The 17,107-nt window shown below is 59.7% G+C and carries 17 protein-coding genes and 1 pseudogene; 3 read left to right on the forward strand and 15 right to left on the reverse strand.

Going from position 1 to position 17,107, the window contains the following annotated elements:
* Positions 1-9: 9 nt before the first annotated feature.
* The 10 genes and pseudogenes from J2X66_RS25895 to J2X66_RS25940 form a co-directional block, all read right to left on the reverse strand.
* Complete coding sequence (locus J2X66_RS25895; protein WP_310270320.1) at positions 10-2,214, reverse strand: OsmC domain/YcaO domain-containing protein; 2,205 nt, start codon at positions 2,212-2,214, stop codon at positions 10-12.
* Positions 2,215-2,370: 156 nt separating this feature from the next.
* A complete protein-coding gene (locus J2X66_RS25900; RefSeq protein ID WP_310270322.1) occupies positions 2,371-3,528 on the reverse strand; it encodes a glutathionylspermidine synthase family protein in 1,158 nt (385 codons plus the stop codon).
* Positions 3,529-3,540: 12 nt separating this feature from the next.
* The gene (locus J2X66_RS25905; RefSeq protein WP_310270325.1) at positions 3,541-4,254 is read right to left on the reverse strand and encodes a DUF1190 domain-containing protein; all 714 of its coding nucleotides are present in this window, start codon (positions 4,252-4,254) and stop codon (positions 3,541-3,543) included.
* A gap of 19 nt (positions 4,255-4,273) precedes the next feature.
* Positions 4,274-4,702 carry a DUF350 domain-containing protein gene (locus J2X66_RS25910; protein ID WP_310270328.1) on the reverse strand — a complete coding sequence of 143 codons (429 nt, stop codon included), beginning with the start codon at positions 4,700-4,702 and terminating at the stop codon, positions 4,274-4,276.
* Between the two features lie 14 nt (positions 4,703-4,716).
* Positions 4,717-5,400 (reverse strand): DUF2491 family protein, encoded by a 684-nt coding sequence (locus tag J2X66_RS25915; RefSeq protein ID WP_310270329.1) that lies wholly within the window; start codon positions 5,398-5,400, stop codon positions 4,717-4,719.
* Positions 5,387-5,524 (reverse strand): annotated as a pseudogene (locus tag J2X66_RS25920) (potassium channel protein); the annotation flags it as partial. The gene J2X66_RS25915 and the pseudogene J2X66_RS25920, both read right to left, overlap by 14 nt.
* A gap of 175 nt (positions 5,525-5,699) precedes the next feature.
* Positions 5,700-6,263 (reverse strand): rhomboid family intramembrane serine protease, encoded by a 564-nt coding sequence (locus J2X66_RS25925; RefSeq protein ID WP_310270332.1) that lies wholly within the window; start codon positions 6,261-6,263, stop codon positions 5,700-5,702.
* A gap of 114 nt (positions 6,264-6,377) precedes the next feature.
* Complete coding sequence (locus J2X66_RS25930) at positions 6,378-7,076, reverse strand: PspA/IM30 family protein (protein WP_310270335.1); 699 nt, start codon at positions 7,074-7,076, stop codon at positions 6,378-6,380.
* A gap of 21 nt (positions 7,077-7,097) precedes the next feature.
* Positions 7,098-7,679, reverse strand: coding sequence for a YjfI family protein (locus tag J2X66_RS25935; protein ID WP_027924365.1), 582 nt, complete (start codon positions 7,677-7,679; stop codon positions 7,098-7,100).
* Between the two features lie 238 nt (positions 7,680-7,917).
* Positions 7,918-8,463, reverse strand: a complete 546-nt coding sequence (locus tag J2X66_RS25940; protein WP_310270338.1) for a cysteine hydrolase family protein — start codon at positions 8,461-8,463, stop codon at positions 7,918-7,920.
* Positions 8,464-8,565: 102 nt separating this feature from the next.
* On the opposite strand from J2X66_RS25940, the gene J2X66_RS25945 reads away from it, so the two are divergent.
* The 3 genes from J2X66_RS25945 (at position 8,566) to J2X66_RS25955 (ending at position 11,692) form a co-directional block, all read left to right on the forward strand.
* Positions 8,566-9,561 carry a GlxA family transcriptional regulator gene (locus J2X66_RS25945; protein WP_310270342.1) on the forward strand — a complete coding sequence of 332 codons (996 nt, stop codon included), beginning with the start codon at positions 8,566-8,568 and terminating at the stop codon, positions 9,559-9,561.
* Between the two features lie 273 nt (positions 9,562-9,834).
* On the forward strand, positions 9,835-10,944 hold the full coding sequence (locus J2X66_RS25950) for a DUF3182 family protein (RefSeq protein WP_310270344.1): 1,110 nt from the start codon (positions 9,835-9,837) through the stop codon (positions 10,942-10,944).
* Positions 10,934-11,692 (forward strand): alpha/beta fold hydrolase, encoded by a 759-nt coding sequence (locus tag J2X66_RS25955; RefSeq protein ID WP_310270346.1) that lies wholly within the window; start codon positions 10,934-10,936, stop codon positions 11,690-11,692. Before J2X66_RS25950 ends, J2X66_RS25955 begins: the two co-directional genes overlap by 11 nt.
* A gap of 48 nt (positions 11,693-11,740) precedes the next feature.
* Here the strand turns inward: J2X66_RS25955 and J2X66_RS25960 are convergent, their stop codons facing one another.
* The 5 genes from J2X66_RS25960 to J2X66_RS25980 form a co-directional block, all read right to left on the reverse strand.
* Positions 11,741-12,727 carry a lysylphosphatidylglycerol synthase domain-containing protein gene (locus J2X66_RS25960; RefSeq protein WP_310270348.1) on the reverse strand — a complete coding sequence of 329 codons (987 nt, stop codon included), beginning with the start codon at positions 12,725-12,727 and terminating at the stop codon, positions 11,741-11,743.
* On the reverse strand, positions 12,714-14,009 hold the full coding sequence (gene clsB / locus J2X66_RS25965; RefSeq protein WP_310270350.1) for a cardiolipin synthase ClsB: 1,296 nt from the start codon (positions 14,007-14,009) through the stop codon (positions 12,714-12,716). The genes J2X66_RS25960 and clsB overlap by 14 nt, the downstream gene beginning before the upstream one ends.
* The gene (locus J2X66_RS25970) at positions 14,006-14,803 is read right to left on the reverse strand and encodes an endonuclease/exonuclease/phosphatase family protein (RefSeq protein ID WP_310270353.1); all 798 of its coding nucleotides are present in this window, start codon (positions 14,801-14,803) and stop codon (positions 14,006-14,008) included. The genes clsB and J2X66_RS25970 overlap by 4 nt, the downstream gene beginning before the upstream one ends.
* Positions 14,800-15,726 carry a DUF72 domain-containing protein gene (locus J2X66_RS25975; RefSeq protein ID WP_310270356.1) on the reverse strand — a complete coding sequence of 309 codons (927 nt, stop codon included), beginning with the start codon at positions 15,724-15,726 and terminating at the stop codon, positions 14,800-14,802. Before J2X66_RS25975 ends, J2X66_RS25970 begins: the two co-directional genes overlap by 4 nt.
* Before the next feature lie 119 nt (positions 15,727-15,845).
* The gene (locus J2X66_RS25980; protein ID WP_310270359.1) at positions 15,846-17,045 is read right to left on the reverse strand and encodes an MFS transporter; all 1,200 of its coding nucleotides are present in this window, start codon (positions 17,043-17,045) and stop codon (positions 15,846-15,848) included.
* Positions 17,046-17,107 lie beyond the last annotated feature (62 nt).

A 17,107-nucleotide genomic window follows, 5' to 3' on the forward strand; every position in this document is an offset into this window, starting at 1 on the left:
TGGGCGCTATTAACGGGATAACGTGGTGACGTTGGCCCGTGCCGAGTGCAGTTTCTTGTAGCTTTCGATCAACCGCAGGTGCCTGTCGAGCCCCTCCAGTTTCATGTTGGTCGGCGTCAAGCCATGGAAGCGCACGCTGCCGTCCACCGATCCGATGGCGGCGTCGGTGCGCTCGTTGCCAAACATCCGACGGAAATTGGCCTCGTAGTCTTCCAGTTCCAGGTCTTCGTCCAGCTTCATCTCCAGCACCACATTGACGGCCTGGTAGAACAAACCACGTTCAACCGTGTTGTCGTTGTACTGCAGGAACATTTCTACCGCCTCTTTCGCCTCTTCATATTGCTGCAAGGCGAGATAGATCAGCAGTTTCAACTCCAGGATCGTCAACTGACCCCACGCCGTGTTGTCGTCGAACTCGATGCCAATCAAGGAGGTAATGTCGGTGTAGTCGTCCAGTTCACTTTCCACCAGACGCTCAACCAGCGATTGCAATTCTTCTTCGTCCAGACGATGCAGGTTGAGGATATCTGCGCGGAAGAACAGTGCCTTGTTGGTGTTATCCCAGATCAGATCGTCCGCCGGATAGATTTCCGAATAGTCCGGTACGAGGATGCGGCATGCCGTTGCGCCGATGTGCTCGTAGACCGCCATGTACACTTCTTTGCCCATGCCTTTGAGGATGCCGAACAAGGTCGCGGCTTCCTCGGCATTCGAGTTTTCACCCTGGCCGGAGAAGTCCCACTCGACGAATTCGTAATCCGACCTGGAGCTGAAGAAGCGCCACGACACCACACCGCTGGAGTCGATAAAGTGCTCGACGAAGTTGTTCGGCTCGGTCACCGCATGCCCTTCAAACGTCGGCTGCGGCAGGTCATTGAGGCCTTCGAAACTGCGGCCCTGCAACAATTCGGTGAGGCTGCGTTCCAGTGCCACTTCCAGGCTAGGGTGCGCGCCGAACGAGGCGAACACGCCGCCGGTGCGTGGGTTCATCAGCGTGACGCACATCACCGGGAATTCACCGCCCAGGGACGCATCCTTCACCAGCACCGGGAAGCCTTGCTCTTCCAGCGCCTGAATACCAGCCAGTATGCCGGGGTACTTCGCCAGCACCTCGGCCGGCACATCCGGCAGGGCAAATTCGCCTTCGATGATTTCGCGTTTGACCGCGCGCTCGAAGATCTCCGACAGGCACTGAACCTGGGCTTCGGCCAGCGTGTTACCGGCGCTCATGCCGTTGCTCAGGAACAGGTTTTCAATCAGGTTGGACGGGAAATACACCACCTCGCCGTCCGACTGACGCACGTACGGCAGTGAGCAGATTCCGCGCTCTTCATTGCCCGAGTTGGTGTCGATCAGATGGGAGCCGCGCAGGTCGCCGTCGCGGTTGTAAATCTTCAGGCAATATTCGTCGAGAATTTCCGTGGGCAGCGCGTCCTTGCGGCCAGGCTTGAACCAGCGCTCGTCCGGGTAATGCACAAACGGCGCGTTGGCGATGTCTTCGCCCCAGAACTGGTCGTTGTAGAAGAAGTTGCAGTTCAGGCGCTCGATAAACTCGCCCAGCGCCGATGCCAACGCGCTTTCTTTGGTGGCGCCTTTGCCGTTGGTGAAACACATCGGCGAGTGCGCATCGCGGATGTGCAGCGACCACACGTTGGGCACGATATTGCGCCACGAAGCGATTTCAATCTTCATGCCCAGGTCCGCCAGAATGGCCGACATGTTGGCGATGGTCTGCTCCAGCGGCAGATCCTTGCCCGCGATATAGGTGTGCGCCTCGGAACTGGAGGCCGGCATCAGCAACGCCTGGGCATCGGCGTCGAGGTTGTCCACTTCTTCGATCACAAACTCAGGGCCAGCCTGCACCACTTTTTTCACGGTGCAACGGTCGATGGAGCGCAGGATGCCCTGGCGGTCCTTGTCGGAAATGTCCGCCGGCAACTCGACCTGGATCTTGAAAATCTGGTTGTAGCGGTTTTCCGGGTCAACAATGTTGTTCTGCGACAGGCGGATGTTTTCGGTGGGAATGCTGCGAGTGTCGCAGTACAACTTCACGAAATAGGCCGCACACAACGCCGATGAAGCGAGGAAGTAGTCGAACGGACCCGGTGCCGAGCCATCGCCCTTGTAGCGGATAGGTTGATCGGCGACCACGGTGAAGTCATCGAACTTTGCTTCAAGCCGAAGGTTGTCGAGAAAGTTGACCTTGATTTCCATGGGGGATTACCAGAATAACGGGCTAGACGAATTGGCCGCCATTATCCGGCTTTTCAGGCGTATGTCTTGTCGTTGTCGGATCCAGAGCCTGGTTTACGCCTGTTTCAACCTGACGCCCGATACACGGTATCGGGCGTTCAATGAGCGATCTGCTGCTCAGTCGAGGATCAGGTGTGGCAAAAAGCGGCTCGAATCCTTGGTGATCAAGCTGTTGTCTTCCCGCACACCAATCCCGGCCGCCTGATCGCCGATCACCCAAGAGCCGATCAGCGTATAGCTGTCGCCAAATTTAGGCAGCGGCGCAAATTCCTGAAGGATAAACGGCGCGTCGGTGTAGGGGCCGTCCTCTTTCACGATCAGACCGTCGGCCGTTTGCAGCTCGATGTTGGCGCCTTCGCGGGAGAAGAAGGGTTTGCGCACCCAGCCCTTGGGCACGGCTTTGTTCGGATCCGTGTCCAGATGCGCAGCGAGCAGGTTCGGGTGACCTTTATTGAATTCCCACAGCAACGGCAGGATGCCCTTGTTGGAAATAATGGATTTCCACGCGGGCTCAAAAAACTGCGTATCACACTGGGCAATCGCTGCACCGAAGGGCTCATGGAAGATGAACTCCCAGGCGTGCAGCTTGAACAGGTGAGGAATCCAGCGATCTTCCAGATCGACGAAGCGGCCGTCACTGGTGAGGCCAATGTCTTCTATGTCGATGTGCCGCGATTCGATGCCGACCTTCTCCGCGACCAGCCGCAGGTAATCGGTGGTGCCCTTGTCTTCGACCGAGTGTTTCATCGAGGCGAAATAGAACGGCTGCTTCAACTGCAACTGGGCGAAGGCCTGATGCAGTTTGGTGTCGATGCTGTTGAACTGGTCAGCCTGCTTGGGCAGCAAGCCGCGTTCGATACATTGCTCCAGCCAGCCCCACTGAAACGCCGCAGCCTCATACAGGCTGGTCGGGGTGTCGTAGTTGAGTTCCAGCAACTTGGCCGGCCCGGTGCCGTTGTAGGAAAAATCCATGCGCCCATACAGGTGCGGGTGGCCTTCGAGCCATGACGTGCGAATCATGTCGTAGAACGCCGGGGGAATACTCAGGCGCTCCAGCAATTGCTCGTTCTGCACCACCCGGGCAACCATGTCCATGCACATCTCATGGATCTCGGTGGTCGGGTCTTCCAGATCGTTTTCGATCTGCTTGAGCGTGAACTGGTAATACGCGCTCTCGTCCCAGTAGGGTTCGTTGTCGATGGTGTGAAACAGAAAGCCGAGACCTTCGGCGGTCTGTTTCCAGTCATGACGCTCTGCGCATTGGATTTTCTTCATGGCCCGGTTTCCTTAACTGCTCGACCCGCCGCCCCAGCCGCTGCGCGCACTGGCCTTGCTGCCAAAGCCGCCACGCGACGTCGACGAGGCAACGGAAGAAACCGGCTTGCTGGCCGATTTGCTGATGGTGGAGCTGTAGCTGCTGCCGGATCGCGCCTGGTTGGAGCGGCCAAACGTTGAACCGTTGGCGACGCGCTGGCTGAGCGTTGAGTTGCCGTAGTTACCGCGATCATCGCGGTAGCGGTACACCGGCTGTGAGTAATAGCTGTTGCGGTTGTTGCTCAGCATGTTGCCGATCAACAGTCCGGTCAGCAGGCTGCTGGTGGAGAAGCCCGAACCGCCGGTGTTGGCTTCCGATGCCGGCAGTTGCGCCTTGGCGGCGTCGACCTGGGACTGCGTCACCTCGCCATCGGCGCTCAGCTCGAAGCCGCCGAGCCGGGGAATGAACTTGCCGGTCGAGTCCTGCTGGCACCAGTCGGCGACAAAGTCGGCGTCACAATCGGCCTGGTTGTCGTACACCGGCGCAATGCGGCGATGTTCGGTCATGGCTGTCATGTAGGCGTCCGAGCAGACGTCCACCGGGAGCTTTTCATCGGCGCATTGTTGAACGGACTGGAAGTTGTACTTCTTCTGCACCGCGTAGGTTTTTTCCGTTGGCCCGCAACCGGATATCGCCATGGCGACCGATGCGGCCAGCGAGAGCTGAACGTACTTGCTTCGTTTCATCAGGATCTCCGCTGCGCAATCAGTTCTGGGAAGGGGTCATGCACGCGGCGTTCAACATGCCGACGCTGATGGCCACTGCCGCGACATAAATGCCCGCCGCGATTTCACCTTTCTTGATGCGTTCCGAGGTGCCTTTGAGCACCAGGCTGGTCATCAGGAACGCCAGCAGTTGCACGAACGCGGCAATGACTGCCCAGACGACGAAGTCCAGCAGGCTGATCGAATAGGCAATCACATTGCTCGCTGGAATGGCGAAACCGATGATCGCGCCACCCAGGGCAATCGCAGCCGCCACGTTGCCTGAACGGATCAGTTCGAATTCCTTGTGCGGGGTGATGCGGGTGTAGACGAACTGGAACAGCGCGAACAGCACGGCGGCGCCGAGGATGTACGACAAAAACCCGAGTACGGCCGCCGGGTTCAGGGAGATGGAGAGTGCTTCTAGCATGGACGGCTTCCTTGTTAAAAAGTATTCAGGTCAGTGGTGTACAGCGAGACGCCCAGCGAGGTGCTCAAGCTGATGGTGCCTTCGGCGTCTTCTTCGACGGAAAACAGCAGGAATTCCCGGCGGTCTGTCAGGCCGGTTTCGCGGGCGTACAGCATTGAACGGTGCTCGATGCTGTAGCTGTCTTCCGGATTTTTCAGCTGTTCGCTCAGTTCGACCAATTCCGTCTGGCCGTTCTCGGTGCCCCATTCACGGGTGTATTCGACACCGTTGTGGATGTAGGTCGGCAGCCCGATCAGGCTCTGCGGGCCGGCCAGCCGACGCAGCTCTGCTTCGCTGTTGATGGTGATGTAACTGAGGTAATTGAACAGGATCACCGACTCGACCTGGCCGGCGATATCGCCGGTGGTGTGCACTTGCAGCCAATACTCTTCGTCGTTCATGTAATAGCGCGACAGCCAGGTCGACTGCCCGAGATCGATGGTGCCGTTGCTCCAGATTTGCTGGGAGCCCGGGATCGTCACCGTGGAATTACCGTCGAGCAACAACTTCAGCGTCGTGTCGAACATCACCCCTTTGCCCAAGGCCAGGCCCAATGGGCCAGTGACGGGTGACGGCGTTTCGTTGGCAGTCCATTTCGACGGGGTGTTTGTGTTCGTGTTCGGAGCCTCAAGCCCCATCAACTGTTTAAACCATCCCATTGGAGATCTCCTTCAGGCGAGTGGAGGCAATGTAAAAGAGTTCGCCGCCCTGAACGCGTGTGGCGCAAGGCGGGTTGATTGAAGGTTGCTGCGCGCCTTTGACGCGATAGCCGATGAGGGCGGCGGGGCGGTGGGGCGGCGTACGCCCAGCGCAATCAGCAAGCCCGCCCAGCCAAAACGGTGGAAGAGGGACGAGGCGTACATCCGCAATAACAGAAAAATCGACATGGGGTCCCTGACTTCCGTGGGGTACTTGTTCCTGCGAGGTAATGGCGTTGGCGCTTGAGTGCTCACTGCGCTTACCGGGCGGCATTAAACCTGCTGCGTGGTGCAGATAACAGTACTTTGGCGGCGATAAATCCGGCGAAGGCCCCGAACAGATGCCCTTCGAAGGAAATGCCCCGGCGTGGCAGGAAGCCAAAGATCAGGCCGCCATATAACAGCGCCACGACGCCCGCCGTGAGCACATTGCCCCAGCTCTTCTGGAACCAGGCGCGCGCCAGAATGTACGCCCACAGCCCGAACACCCAGCCGCTGGCACCGATGTGTACACCTGCAAAACCGAACAGCCAGACCAGCGAGCCGCCCAGCAGAATAATGATGGCGCTGACCGCCATGAACCGATTGAGCCCTTCGACCATCACCAGCGAGCCCAGGACCAAAAAGGCCACGAGGTTGGCGCTCAGGTGCGAGAAGGACGCATGTAAAAAAGGTGAAGTGACGATGCCGAGCAGTCCATGCACGCTTCGCGGGATCAGGCCGAATGCCACCAGGCTGTAGCCGGTCGCCGCGTTGATCACTTGCAATGCGACCATGAAGATGGCCAGGCCGGCGATTAGCTTGAAACCCTTCAGGGCATCCATCCTTGACCTCGGTTCTACAAAAAATAAGGGCGATGAGTTCAGTCAGTTCAGGTAACCCACCTGTGGGAGGAGCAAGCTCGCTCCCACAGGGTTTTTGGTGTTGCCCCGACCGCTTTACTCGGCCGATTTTTGCTTCAGGCGTTCCAGGATCGCGTTGGCGCTGCCTTCGTTCGGCGTGATGCCGGCTTCGCGCAGTTTGCGTTCCAGATCGGTACCGGTCGATGCGTCAGCCAGTTCGTCCTGAGCTTGCAGTTCAGCGGCACGTTGCTGCTGCTTGGCCTGCAAACGGTTCAGGGTGCCGACGGCAGTTTCCAGCTTGCCGTTGGCGCCGCCGCTGGCGATGGAGGCGCTGACCTGGGCTTTCTGCACGCTTTCGCGGGCCTTGGCCATGTCCACTTGTTGGCGCAGACTCTTGATGCGGTTTTCGGCCTTGGTGATGTCTTTGCGCATGTTTTCGGCGTAACCGCCGAATTCGGTGGCCTGCTTTTGCTCGACATCGAGTTCGTTGGTCAGGGTCGAAATCGCTTCGGCCACTTCCATCGCCAGGTCTTCACGGCCGGCATTCAGGGCGGCAACAGCTTTGGATTCAAGGTCCTTGATTTTGGCGTTGTACTCGCTGACGCGGTCGGCCGACAGTTTGTGCTTGGCCATGATGGTGATCAGCTCACGCTTGGCGTTAGCCAGCGCGCTGTCAGCATCGCGAATTTCCTGGTCGAGGATGCGCAGGGCCTGCTGGTCGACGATGGATTCGCCCACTTCAGTGGCGCCGCCGCGCAGTGCGGTGAACAACTTGCTCCAGATGGACTGAGTCATTGGATTTTCCTTTCCTGATAATTACTTGAAGAAGCGTTCGAAGGCTTCGATGGCACGCTGGACGTTGTCGACGAGGGTTTTCACCTCGGTCACCACGTTGGTCAGGCTGGAGTCGGAACTCAGCGCGCCGAACATGTTGTAAACGACCTGGCCGTTGGGCATGGACTCGATTCCGATCGAGGACAGCGGGAACATTTCCCGGCTGCGCAGCACTGCATCGTTGAAGGCTGGCACGTCGCGGATGGACTCGACGTCGACCAGAACGGTGTCGACGATGATTTGCTCACCTGCCACGGCGATGTGAATCGGCAGACCGCCAAACTCGTTCATCTCCAGCTTCAGGCTGGGTTCGGCGCTCTGGATCAGGGAGAGCGTGATCTCTTGCGAAGCCACCTCATCAAGGGCCTTGAGGGCGTTGTAGAGGCTGTCGATGTTCCAGTTGTTGCCTGCGCTCATGTAATTCTCCGACATGAATGAGCCAGCCAGAATCGGTTGGCGTAACTGTTGCTCCATTTGCTTGAGCAAGCTTCGGTTTTCGGGAAGCACCCAAGATTCGTGTTTCACATAACCGGCGGCTGCCAAGCCTGCGCGCATCTGCTTCATGTAGAAGCTCGATGGTTTTTTCGCGGACGGTTTCGAGCGGCTTTGCATGGCAGTGACTCCGTTGTGAAAATCTCACGCGTGAGAAACCCTACGCCCAATCCTAAGTGTCATCAATGACTCACGCGTGAGTTTTTTCTGCCATGCGCCAAAAGGCCCGCTGCATGGCGGGCCCTGTGGTATTTCAAAGTATTTCCCGACCGTTAATGAAGGTTGGGCGGCACACATTTACTGCGTTTAGTCACGCAAGGAATTCATCAGTGGACACCACGTTGGCGTAGGCAAAGCCCAATGCCGACATGAATGCCGCGTGAACATGGGCGGCCGGCACGGTAACGCCGTTGAATTCCAGGTCTCGGGTGGCACAGGCGTCATGAATCACGGTGACGTTGTAGCCAAAATCCGCCGCCGCGCGGGTGATGCCATCGATGCACATGTGGCTCATGCTGCCGACCACCACCAATTCCTTGATTCCTTGTTCATCGAGGATCGATTTCAGCTCGGTTCCGCGGAACGAGTTGACGAAGTGCTTGAGGACCACGGGCTCATTGTCGAGGTTGAGCACATTGGGGTGCAGCTTTGCGCCTTCGGAACCGGGGGTAAAGAACGGTGCCTCTTCGGAGGTGAATTCATGGCGGATGTGCACCACTGAATCACCAGCCTCACGAAAGGCCTTGAGCACACGTACGGCGTTATCTGCCGCGGCGTCAGCGCCGACCAGCGGCCACTTGCCTTGTGGGAAGTAGTCGTTTTGGATATCAACTACGATGAGCGCTTGCTTGACCATGAGTGTTTCCTCGAAATGCTGCTTGGGTGTGGAATGAAGTATTGGGCCTGGCGGGCTGTCCGAGGATTGGCCGCACCGACAATAGAAGGGGGAAAACTGACAATGGACGCAGAAAGGGCAATCGCCGAACTGGGCGTGCTGATTTATCCCGGCGCGCAGATGGCGGCGGTGCATGGGCTGACGGACCTGTTCGATGTGGCTAACAGAATCGCCGCCGAGCATCAGTCGGCGCGGTTGCCGCTGTTGCGGGTCAGCCATTGGCAGGTTGAGGGCGATCAGGCCCCGGTTCGGGTCTACGACAGCCATCCGGCGCCGGACTCAGCCCTGGTGGCGGTATTGATCCCGCCGTCGATCGCCAGTTTTTACGCCGGTCAGGTGCCGCAGGCATTGCTCCAGTGGGTTCGTCAGCAGCACGCGAACGGCGCGACCCTCGGTGGCGTCTGTGTGGGCTCGATTCTTTTGGCTGAAAGTGGCCTGCTCGATGGCCGCAGCGCCACCGCGCACTGGACCTCGGCCAAAACCTTCGCCGAGCGTTACCCGGCGATCAAGCTCAAGGCTGAAACGCCGATTGTCGACGACGGCGACCTGATCACCACGGCCGGGCTGATGGCCTGGTCCGAGTTGGGGCTGCGCCTGGTGGACCGTTTGCTGGGGCCGAGCATTGCGACCGGCACCGCACGCTTTCTGGTGGTGGAACACAGCGATAGCGCAAGCGAGTGCGGCAGTAACTTTGCACCGATTCTCAGTCATGGGGACGCTTCGATTCTCAAGGTCCAGCATTGGCTGCAAAGTACCGGTGCGACCGATGTGTCGCTGACCGCCATGGCCGAGCGGGCCGGGCTGGAGGAGCGCACGTTCCTGCGTCGCTTTCGCGCGGCGACCGGGCTCAAACCGACCGAATACTGCCAGCACCTGCGGGTCGGCAAGGCGCGGGAAATGCTCGAGTTTACCAACGGCACCATTGATCACATTGCCTGGACCGTGGGGTATCAGGATCCGAGTGCGTTTCGGGCGACATTCAAGAAAATTACCGGACTGGCGCCGAGTGATTATCGGACGCGGTTTGGTGTGTCGCCGACGGCTGCAACCCCAAGGTAGCCAGATCACAACATAGTCCTGTGGGAGACGAGCTTGCTCGCGATGGCGATGTATCAGACACATCACTGTTGAATGTCAGAACGCCATCGTTCCCACAAGGTCATCGTGCAAAATGCAGGAGATGAATCGGCTGTCGTGCAGAATAAAACAGGCCTGATGCCATTACCCTTTGCGCAACTAACTGTTTTAAAAGTCGTTCCCGGCGCCCACCGCTTGGCCTGATCTCTGCACCTTCCCCTCAACACTCATCAAGCGCCAATTGAAGGGGGACGCATGACCCCAACAAGCCGCAAAAAACTGGTGGTCGCCCATTCCGTGCACCCCAATGCGCCACAGCATGAGGTCGAAACCAATCGCGCCCTTGCCCGTTGGCTGGCGCAGATTCTGGGCCTTAAATATGGCGGTAGTTTTGATCAGGAACTGCATAACGGCCGCGATCTCTACCTGCTGCCGACGCAGACCCTGATAGGCGCCGCTGCCGCCCGGCAAATGGGCGTCAAGGGACCGGAAGATTTGTGGGGCGGCTACGTCGACCACGATTTCATCTGCACCAAAGCCATCAGCCATGGTTTGCTCAACCAGAATGCTTACGCGCCACCCGGCTGGTCACCGCTGTTTTCCGAGCGCGTGCGCAATGTGGTGCTGGATGGCCTCAGCGTGTTCTCCCTAGGCGATGCGCGGCCTGCAGCCGAACACCTGCTCAACAACGGCCCGATCCGCCTCAAACCGGTACATGCCTGCGCCGGACGTGGACAGGAAGTGATCGAGAGCCTTGACCAGTTCGACGCCATCCTCGCCAGACCCGAGGCCAGCAAACTGTTCACCGAAGGCGTAGTGTTGGAGCAGGACCTGAGCAATGTGATCACCCATAGCGTCGGTCAGAGTTTTATCGGCGACACCGTGCTGAGTTACTGCGGTGATCAATACTTGATCGAAGACGGGCAGGGTGAGCTGGTGTACGGCGGCTCCAACCTGCTGGTGGTGCCGGGTTATTACGAGGACCTGCTCAAGCTGCCGTTGCCGGATGACGTGCGATTGGCGATCCGCCAAGCGCAAGTGTTTGACAGCGCCGCCGATGAGGCCTATCCCGGTTTCTATGCGTCCCGGCGCAACTACGATATTGCTCAAGGCCTGGACAGCAATGGTAAACAGCGCAGCGGTGTGCTGGAGCAGTCCTGGCGCATGGGCGGTGCCAGCAGCGCGGAAGTGGCCGCGTTACAGAGCTTCGTCAACGATCCGCGGATGCGCGCAATTCGTGTGTCCTCGGTAGAAATCTACACCGACCAGCCGCTGCCGGCGGACGCCATCGAGGTGTATCGCGGCCCGGCGGAAAACAGTGACTTTCTTCTCAAGTACGTAACGGTCAAATCCTATGACGGCTAGAAGCGAAACCATTCAGATCGACATCGACGATGAACAGATGAGCGGGACTTTTCTCAGCCCCAAATCCAAGGTCCCCGGCGTGCTGTTCGTGCACGGTTGGGGCGGTAGTCAGGAGCGGGATCTGGAGCGGGCCAAAGGCATCGCCGGTCTGGGGTGCGTGTGCCTGACGTTCGACTTGCGCGGTCACACCGGCGGCACCGGAATCCCGCTGACGCGCGTCACCCGTGAAGACAATTTGCGCGACCTGCTGGCGGCGTATGACCGGCTGCTCGCGCACCCGGCGCTCGACACTTCGGCCATCGCCGTGGTCGGCACCAGTTATGGCGGTTACCTGGCCGCGATACTGACGTCATTACGTCCGGTGCGCTGGCTGGCGCTGCGGGTGCCGGCGCTGTATCGCGACGATCAGTGGCACACACCCAAGCGTGAGCTGGACAAGACCGATCTGCGCGATTACCGCAGCACGTTGATCCGCGCCGACAGCAACCGGGCACTGCATGCCTGCTCGCAATTCACCGGTGATGTGCTGCTGGTTGAATCCGAGACTGACGACTATGTGCCCCACGCAGCCATCATGAGTTACCGCGCGGCGTGTCAGCAGACACACTCGCTGACCCACCGGATTATCGACGGTGCCGATCACGCCTTGAGCGACCCCGTTTCACAACAGGCGTACACCTCGATATTGGTGGACTGGATTACCGAGATGGTGGTGGGTGAGCGGTTGAGCATTATTCAATCGACTTGAGATTTGCAATGTCCTTTAGACCATTCGCGAGCAGGCTCACCGCCTCCCTCAAGAAGGTTTCTTCGAGATCCGCAACGACTTCGCCTTGGCTTCCACCACCAGATACATCACCAACGTAATCAATAACGGCAAGATGAAATAAATCGCCCGATACGCCAGCAATCCCGCCACCAGGCTCCCGCGCGAAACCTCATGTTGCAGCAGCGCCACAAACACCGCCTCCAGCACCCCAAGCCCTGCCGGGATATGCGTGATGACCCCGGCGATGGCGCTGATCAGCAGCACACCCAGCACCAGCGGATAGTCCAGCTTGCTCGGCAACAAAGTAAAAATCACCGCCGCCATCAACGACCAGTTCAGCGCCCCCAGTGCCAGTTGCAGCACCGCCATGCGCAGCGATGGCAGGTTGATTTCCACCCCGCGAATCGCCCATTCCCGACGCTTGGAAAACCGGCAAGCGACCAGATAACCTGCACTCACCAACAGCAGCACCACACCGACGCCTTGCAATGCATCGCTGCTGAGTTTCCAGCCGGGCGGCATGCGCACCAGGCCGCTGCTGAACACTGCGCCGGCAATCACCATGTAGCCGAACCAGTTAGTCGCCAGGCTCAAGCCGAGGATTTTTGCGATGTTGCCCTTACTCACGCCCAGCCGTGAGTACAGCCGATAGCGCATGGCGATGCCGCCCACCCACGCACTCAAATTGAGGTTGAAGGCGTAACTGATGATCCCCACCGGCAGGATCTGTTTCCACGTCAGGTCCTGGCGAATGTAGGTGCGGCCGATCAGGTCGAAACAGGCGTACACCAGAAAACTCACCAGCGTCAGTCCAGAGGCGATGACCAGCGTGCGCACCTTGAAATCCGCCAGGGTGTCGAACACTTCATTCCATTCGAGACGCTGGGCGAGCATCGTCAGCAGAACGATCAGCGCCAGGAAAAACAGCATCGTCAAGGGACGCTTCCAACGGCTCCAACGGGTTTTCGCCGGGTGCTCGGTGTGTGGGGTCGAATGAGCTTCAGCGCGGGACATGGTGATCACTCCCGTTAGGTTGGCTAAAGGGTTTCAGGCGCGGCTTGTGGGCCGGCAGCCAACCCGCCCACGCCGGGAAATGCCGCAGGAAGTGAAACACCAGAAAGCCGACCGTCATGTGCCAGACTCGTCCGCGCGGGGCGGTGTCGACGGACATCGCTTTGCAGTGGTTGTCGCTCAGGTATTCAAGACGTTCGAACAGCGTGCGATTGAACGCGCGGTCGCGGATCAGCACGTTGGCTTCCAGGTTCATCGACAGGCTCAGCGGGTCGAGGTTGCTCGAACCGACGGTGCTCCAGTCCTCATCGACCAGCGCGACTTTGCCGTGCAGCGGCCGCTCGCAATACTCGTGAATCTGCACGCCTGACTTGAGCAGATAGTCGTAGGTCATGCGCGCCGCGAGCTTGGCCACCAGCATGTCCGGCTGCCCTTGCAGGATCAGCCGTACGTCGACGCCACGGCGCGCCGCGTTGCGGATCTCGCGCAGCAAGCGATAACCGGGAAAGAAGTAGGCGTTGGCGATGACCACCCGACGCTTGGCGGTGCGCAGCACCCGTCGGTAAACCTCTTCGATGTCGGTACGGTGGTCGCCGTTGTCGCGGTACACCAGCCGAACCTGACCGTCATGATCGTTGAAGGCCAATTCCGAGCGCCGCTGCCGGCGTCGTTGCCACCAGTATTTGGCACGGGCCGGGCGCCCGCATTGCAGCAGCGCGAAGTGATGAATGTCGGCCACCGCCGGCCCTTGCACTTCGACGGAATAATCCTGCTTGGCTTCGGGACCGAAGTCGCCCAAATGATCGGCGGAAAAGTTGATCCCGCCGATGAAGGCAATCGTGCCGTCGACCACCACGATCTTGCGGTGCAGCCGACGGAACCAGTTGGTGCGAATGCCCAGATGCTTCGGTGCCGGATCGAATATCTGGATGTGCACGCCGGCCTCGCTCAACGCGGCGAGGAACCCGGTGCTCAATTCGCCGCAGCCAAAGCCGTCGAGACTGGCGGTGACCCGCACGCCGCGCCGGGCCGCGTCGATCAGCACTTGCTGCAGCTCGTTGCCGACCTTGTCCTCGAACACGATGAAGGTTTCCAGGAGGATTTCCGTGGTGGCCTGACGCATGGCCTCGAACACCCTCGGGAAATACGCTTCACCGTTTTCCAGCAACTCGACCCGGTTGTTGCCTTGCCAACCGTAGTCCACATCGACCACGCCGGGTTCACCGGTGGTCTGGGGGGTGGAGAGACGTTCCACACGAGTTTCTTCCATCGACGGGATGCTCATAGTTCGATCTCCACCGACAGCGGTGCGTGGTCGGAAAGGTGGGACCAGGGGCGGGCGGCCAGCACCTGCGGACGGTGAGCCTTGAGGTTGCGTACGTAGATGCGGTCCAGTCGAAGCGCCGGCAGGCGTGCCGGAAAACTGCGCGCCGGTTTGCCGTGATGTTCGGCGAACACTTCGCGCAGGCCACACGGCTTGAGCAGCACATCGGCGCGCTGGCGCCAGTCATTGAAGTCCCCGGCCACGATCACCGGCGCGTCGTCCGGCAACTCTGCGAGGCGTCGACTCAACAGTTTAAGTTGCTCGGTGCGATGGTTTTCGCGCAGTCCCAGGTGCACGCAGATGGCGTGGATTTCCTGACCGTCACCGGGCAGGCGCAGCACGCAATGCAGGAGGCCACGGTTTTCATGGCCGCTGATCGACACGTCCAGGTTGTCGTGGCGAATGATCTGGAATTTCGACAGCAGCGCATTGCCGTGATCGCCCGCCGGGTAAACCGCGTTGCGGCCATAGGCAAACTGCGGCCACAACGTGTCGGCGAGGAATTCGTACTGCGGCATCGCCGGCCAGTTGCTGTAGCGCATCGGATGCTGCTCATGGGCGCCGTGGACTTCCTGCAAAAACACCACGTCGGCGGACACACTGCGCACCGCTTCACGCAACTCCGGCAGGATGAAACGCCGGTTCAGCGCGGTAAAACCTTTGTGCGTATTGACCGTCAGCACCGTGAAACGGCGCACGGCGGTCAGGATGGGGGACGGCTCATCCGCTGCGTCGAGCGGCTCGGGAACGTTCATGGCAGTACGCCTTCCGCTGCCGGCTCACCGGGGGCGGTGGCGAGTTCGTTGTCGAGGTGGAAGCGCTCGAGCAGGCGCCGCGCATCGAAGGGCGCGCGGACCTTGATGTCGTTATCGAAATAACAGAACACCTCGCGGGATTTGCGGGCCTTGGGTTTCTGCCGAGGTGCGATCAATTGCGCGTCCGACGGTTGCTGGCCATGCACCCAGGCGTCGATCCGGTCGCCCCAGCGTTTCAGCGCCTGCGGGGTGTAGCCGCTGGCGTAGAGCTCTTCGGCACCGTGCAGGCGCAGGTAGACGAAATCGCTGGTGAGGTCTTCACGGTACGGCCATTTACCCGCCGTATCGGCAATCACCAGCGCGGCATTGTAGCGTTTGAGCAGACGGATGAACGTCGGGTCGACAAAGCTTTCGTTTCTGATTTCCACGGCATGCCGTACAGGTTTTTTCTTGTACGCCGTGAGGCTGGTGTGGCCGTTCAGGTGCGAATCGTGCTGACGGGCGAGGGCGGCCGCCTGCTGGGTGTCGTGGGGTAATTGTTCGAGGAAGCTTTCGAACACACCGGCATCGAATTTGAAGTTGGGCGGGAATTGCCAAAGGATCGGGCCGAGTTTCTCCTTGAGCTCCAGCAGCCCAGAGGCGAAGAAGTTTGCCAGTGGATGATGGATATCTCGCAGGCGTTTGATGTGGGTAATGAAACGCGGGCCTTTGACGCTGAAGACGAAACCCGGCGGGGTGTCGGCGTACCACTCGGCGTAACGTTCCGGCCGTTGCAAGGCGTAAAACGATCCATTGATTTCAATGCTGTTGACCGCCCGCGAGGCGAATTGCAATTCGCGCTTCTGGGTCAGCCCCTTTGGGTAGAAATTCCCCCGCCAAGGCGCATAACGCCAGCCTGAAATGCCGATATGAATCGCCGCCATGTCGCCTCCCGTCTGATGGTCCTCGGACAGCCCTGTCTTTGGATGACTGCCGGGCGGGCGAGAAAGTTTCGACGGGACTACGGACGGTACGCCCTCATACAAATCAAATGTGGGAGTAATCAATGTCCGGCGACGATTCGGGTTGAACCTTGATACACCGGCCCCAACCGGTCAAGCCGACCGCTCCACGCTGTCAGCGCCATGGCCACCAACACCACCAGGCCACCGATCCACGCGGTATGAATCAACCCCATGTGCGCAACGATCAAACCACCACCCCACGCACCCCCCGCAATACCGAGGTTAAACGCCGCAATGTTCAACCCCGAGGCGACGTCCACTGCCTGTGGCGTGTGATGTTCGGCCTGACGCACCACATACACTTGCAGGCCCGGCACATTGCCGAACGCGACGGCGCCCCACACCAGCACCGTGACCAGCGCCAGCCATGGATTGCCGGCAGTAAACGTCAACGTGAACAGCACCGCCGCGAGCAAGGCGAAGATGATTTTCAGCGCGCTGATCGGGCCACGTTTGTCCGCCAGTTTGCCGCCCCAGATGTTCCCCACCGCCACCGAAACGCCGTAGACCAGCAGCACCAGGCTCACCGTGCCGGCGCTGAAGCCGGAAATGTCCTGAAGAATCGGCGCCAGGAAGGTGAACGCGATGAACGAACCGCCATAACCCACCGCCGTCATGGCGTACACCAGCAGAAGGCGAGGTTGCTTGAGCACCTGCAATTGCTGCAACAGCGAAGCGGGTTTGCTGTGGGCGATGTTTTTCGGCACATAGATCAGGCTGCCAATGAAGGCAATCACGCCTAAGGCTGACACCGCGAGGAAGGTTTCACGCCAGCCGAAATGCTGACCGATGAACGTCCCCAGCGGCACACCCGTGACCAGCGCCACGGTCAGGCCGGTGAACATGATGGCAATCGCACTGGCGGCTTTTTCCTTGGGCACCAGGCTGGTGGCGATGGTCGAGCCAATCGAGAAAAACACCCCGTGGGCCAGGCCGGTGACGATCCGCGCAATGATCAGCGACTCGTAGCTCGGCGCTTGCCAGGCCAGCAAATTGCCGAGGGTAAACAGCACCATCAGCGACAGCAGCAGCATTTTGCGCGGGACTTTGCCGGTCAGGGCGGTCAGCACCGGGGCGCCGACGGCCACGCCCAAGGCGTAGAGGCTGACCAGCAGGCCGGCGGACGGCAGGCTGACGCCAAGGTCGGCGCCGATGGTGGGTAGCAGGCCAACGATGACGAACTCGGTCGTCCCGATGGCGAAGGCGCTGAGGGTCAGCGCGAGCAAGGCAATGGGCATGACTGCAACTCCGGTGGGTTTGAGTGAATGGAGCGCAGTGTCCGGGGTTGGGTTGTGCGGAA

This window comes from Pseudomonas sp. 3296, from assembly GCF_031456615.1.
Lineage (GTDB): Bacteria > Pseudomonadota > Gammaproteobacteria > Pseudomonadales > Pseudomonadaceae > Aquipseudomonas > Aquipseudomonas mucoides.

What these genes read in the sequence shown, in the direction of transcription:
- J2X66_RS25975 (WP_310270356.1), bottom strand. Translation starts at nt 15,726, where the DNA reads ATGGCGGCGATTCATATCGGCATTTCAGGCTGGCGTTATGCGCCTTGG.
- J2X66_RS25905 (WP_310270325.1), bottom strand. Translation starts at nt 4,254, where the DNA reads ATGAAACGAAGCAAGTACGTTCAGCTCTCGCTGGCCGCATCGGTCGCC.
- J2X66_RS25980 (WP_310270359.1), bottom strand. Translation starts at nt 17,045, where the DNA reads ATGCCCATTGCCTTGCTCGCGCTGACCCTCAGCGCCTTCGCCATCGGG.
- J2X66_RS25955 (WP_310270346.1), top strand. Translation starts at nt 10,934, where the DNA reads ATGACGGCTAGAAGCGAAACCATTCAGATCGACATCGACGATGAACAG.
- J2X66_RS25895 (WP_310270320.1), bottom strand. Translation starts at nt 2,214, where the DNA reads ATGGAAATCAAGGTCAACTTTCTCGACAACCTTCGGCTTGAAGCAAAG.
- J2X66_RS25970 (WP_310270353.1), bottom strand. Translation starts at nt 14,803, where the DNA reads ATGAACGTTCCCGAGCCGCTCGACGCAGCGGATGAGCCGTCCCCCATC.
- J2X66_RS25950 (WP_310270344.1), top strand. Translation starts at nt 9,835, where the DNA reads ATGACCCCAACAAGCCGCAAAAAACTGGTGGTCGCCCATTCCGTGCAC.
- J2X66_RS25960 (WP_310270348.1), bottom strand. Translation starts at nt 12,727, where the DNA reads ATGTCCCGCGCTGAAGCTCATTCGACCCCACACACCGAGCACCCGGCG.
- J2X66_RS25915 (WP_310270329.1), bottom strand. Translation starts at nt 5,400, where the DNA reads ATGGGATGGTTTAAACAGTTGATGGGGCTTGAGGCTCCGAACACGAAC.
- J2X66_RS25910 (WP_310270328.1), bottom strand. Translation starts at nt 4,702, where the DNA reads ATGCTAGAAGCACTCTCCATCTCCCTGAACCCGGCGGCCGTACTCGGG.
- clsB (WP_310270350.1), bottom strand. Translation starts at nt 14,009, where the DNA reads ATGAGCATCCCGTCGATGGAAGAAACTCGTGTGGAACGTCTCTCCACC.
- J2X66_RS25930 (WP_310270335.1), bottom strand. Translation starts at nt 7,076, where the DNA reads ATGACTCAGTCCATCTGGAGCAAGTTGTTCACCGCACTGCGCGGCGGC.
- J2X66_RS25935 (WP_027924365.1), bottom strand. Translation starts at nt 7,679, where the DNA reads ATGAAGCAGATGCGCGCAGGCTTGGCAGCCGCCGGTTATGTGAAACAC.
- J2X66_RS25945 (WP_310270342.1), top strand. Translation starts at nt 8,566, where the DNA reads ATGGACGCAGAAAGGGCAATCGCCGAACTGGGCGTGCTGATTTATCCC.
- J2X66_RS25900 (WP_310270322.1), bottom strand. Translation starts at nt 3,528, where the DNA reads ATGAAGAAAATCCAATGCGCAGAGCGTCATGACTGGAAACAGACCGCC.
- J2X66_RS25925 (WP_310270332.1), bottom strand. Translation starts at nt 6,263, where the DNA reads ATGGATGCCCTGAAGGGTTTCAAGCTAATCGCCGGCCTGGCCATCTTC.
- J2X66_RS25940 (WP_310270338.1), bottom strand. Translation starts at nt 8,463, where the DNA reads ATGGTCAAGCAAGCGCTCATCGTAGTTGATATCCAAAACGACTACTTC.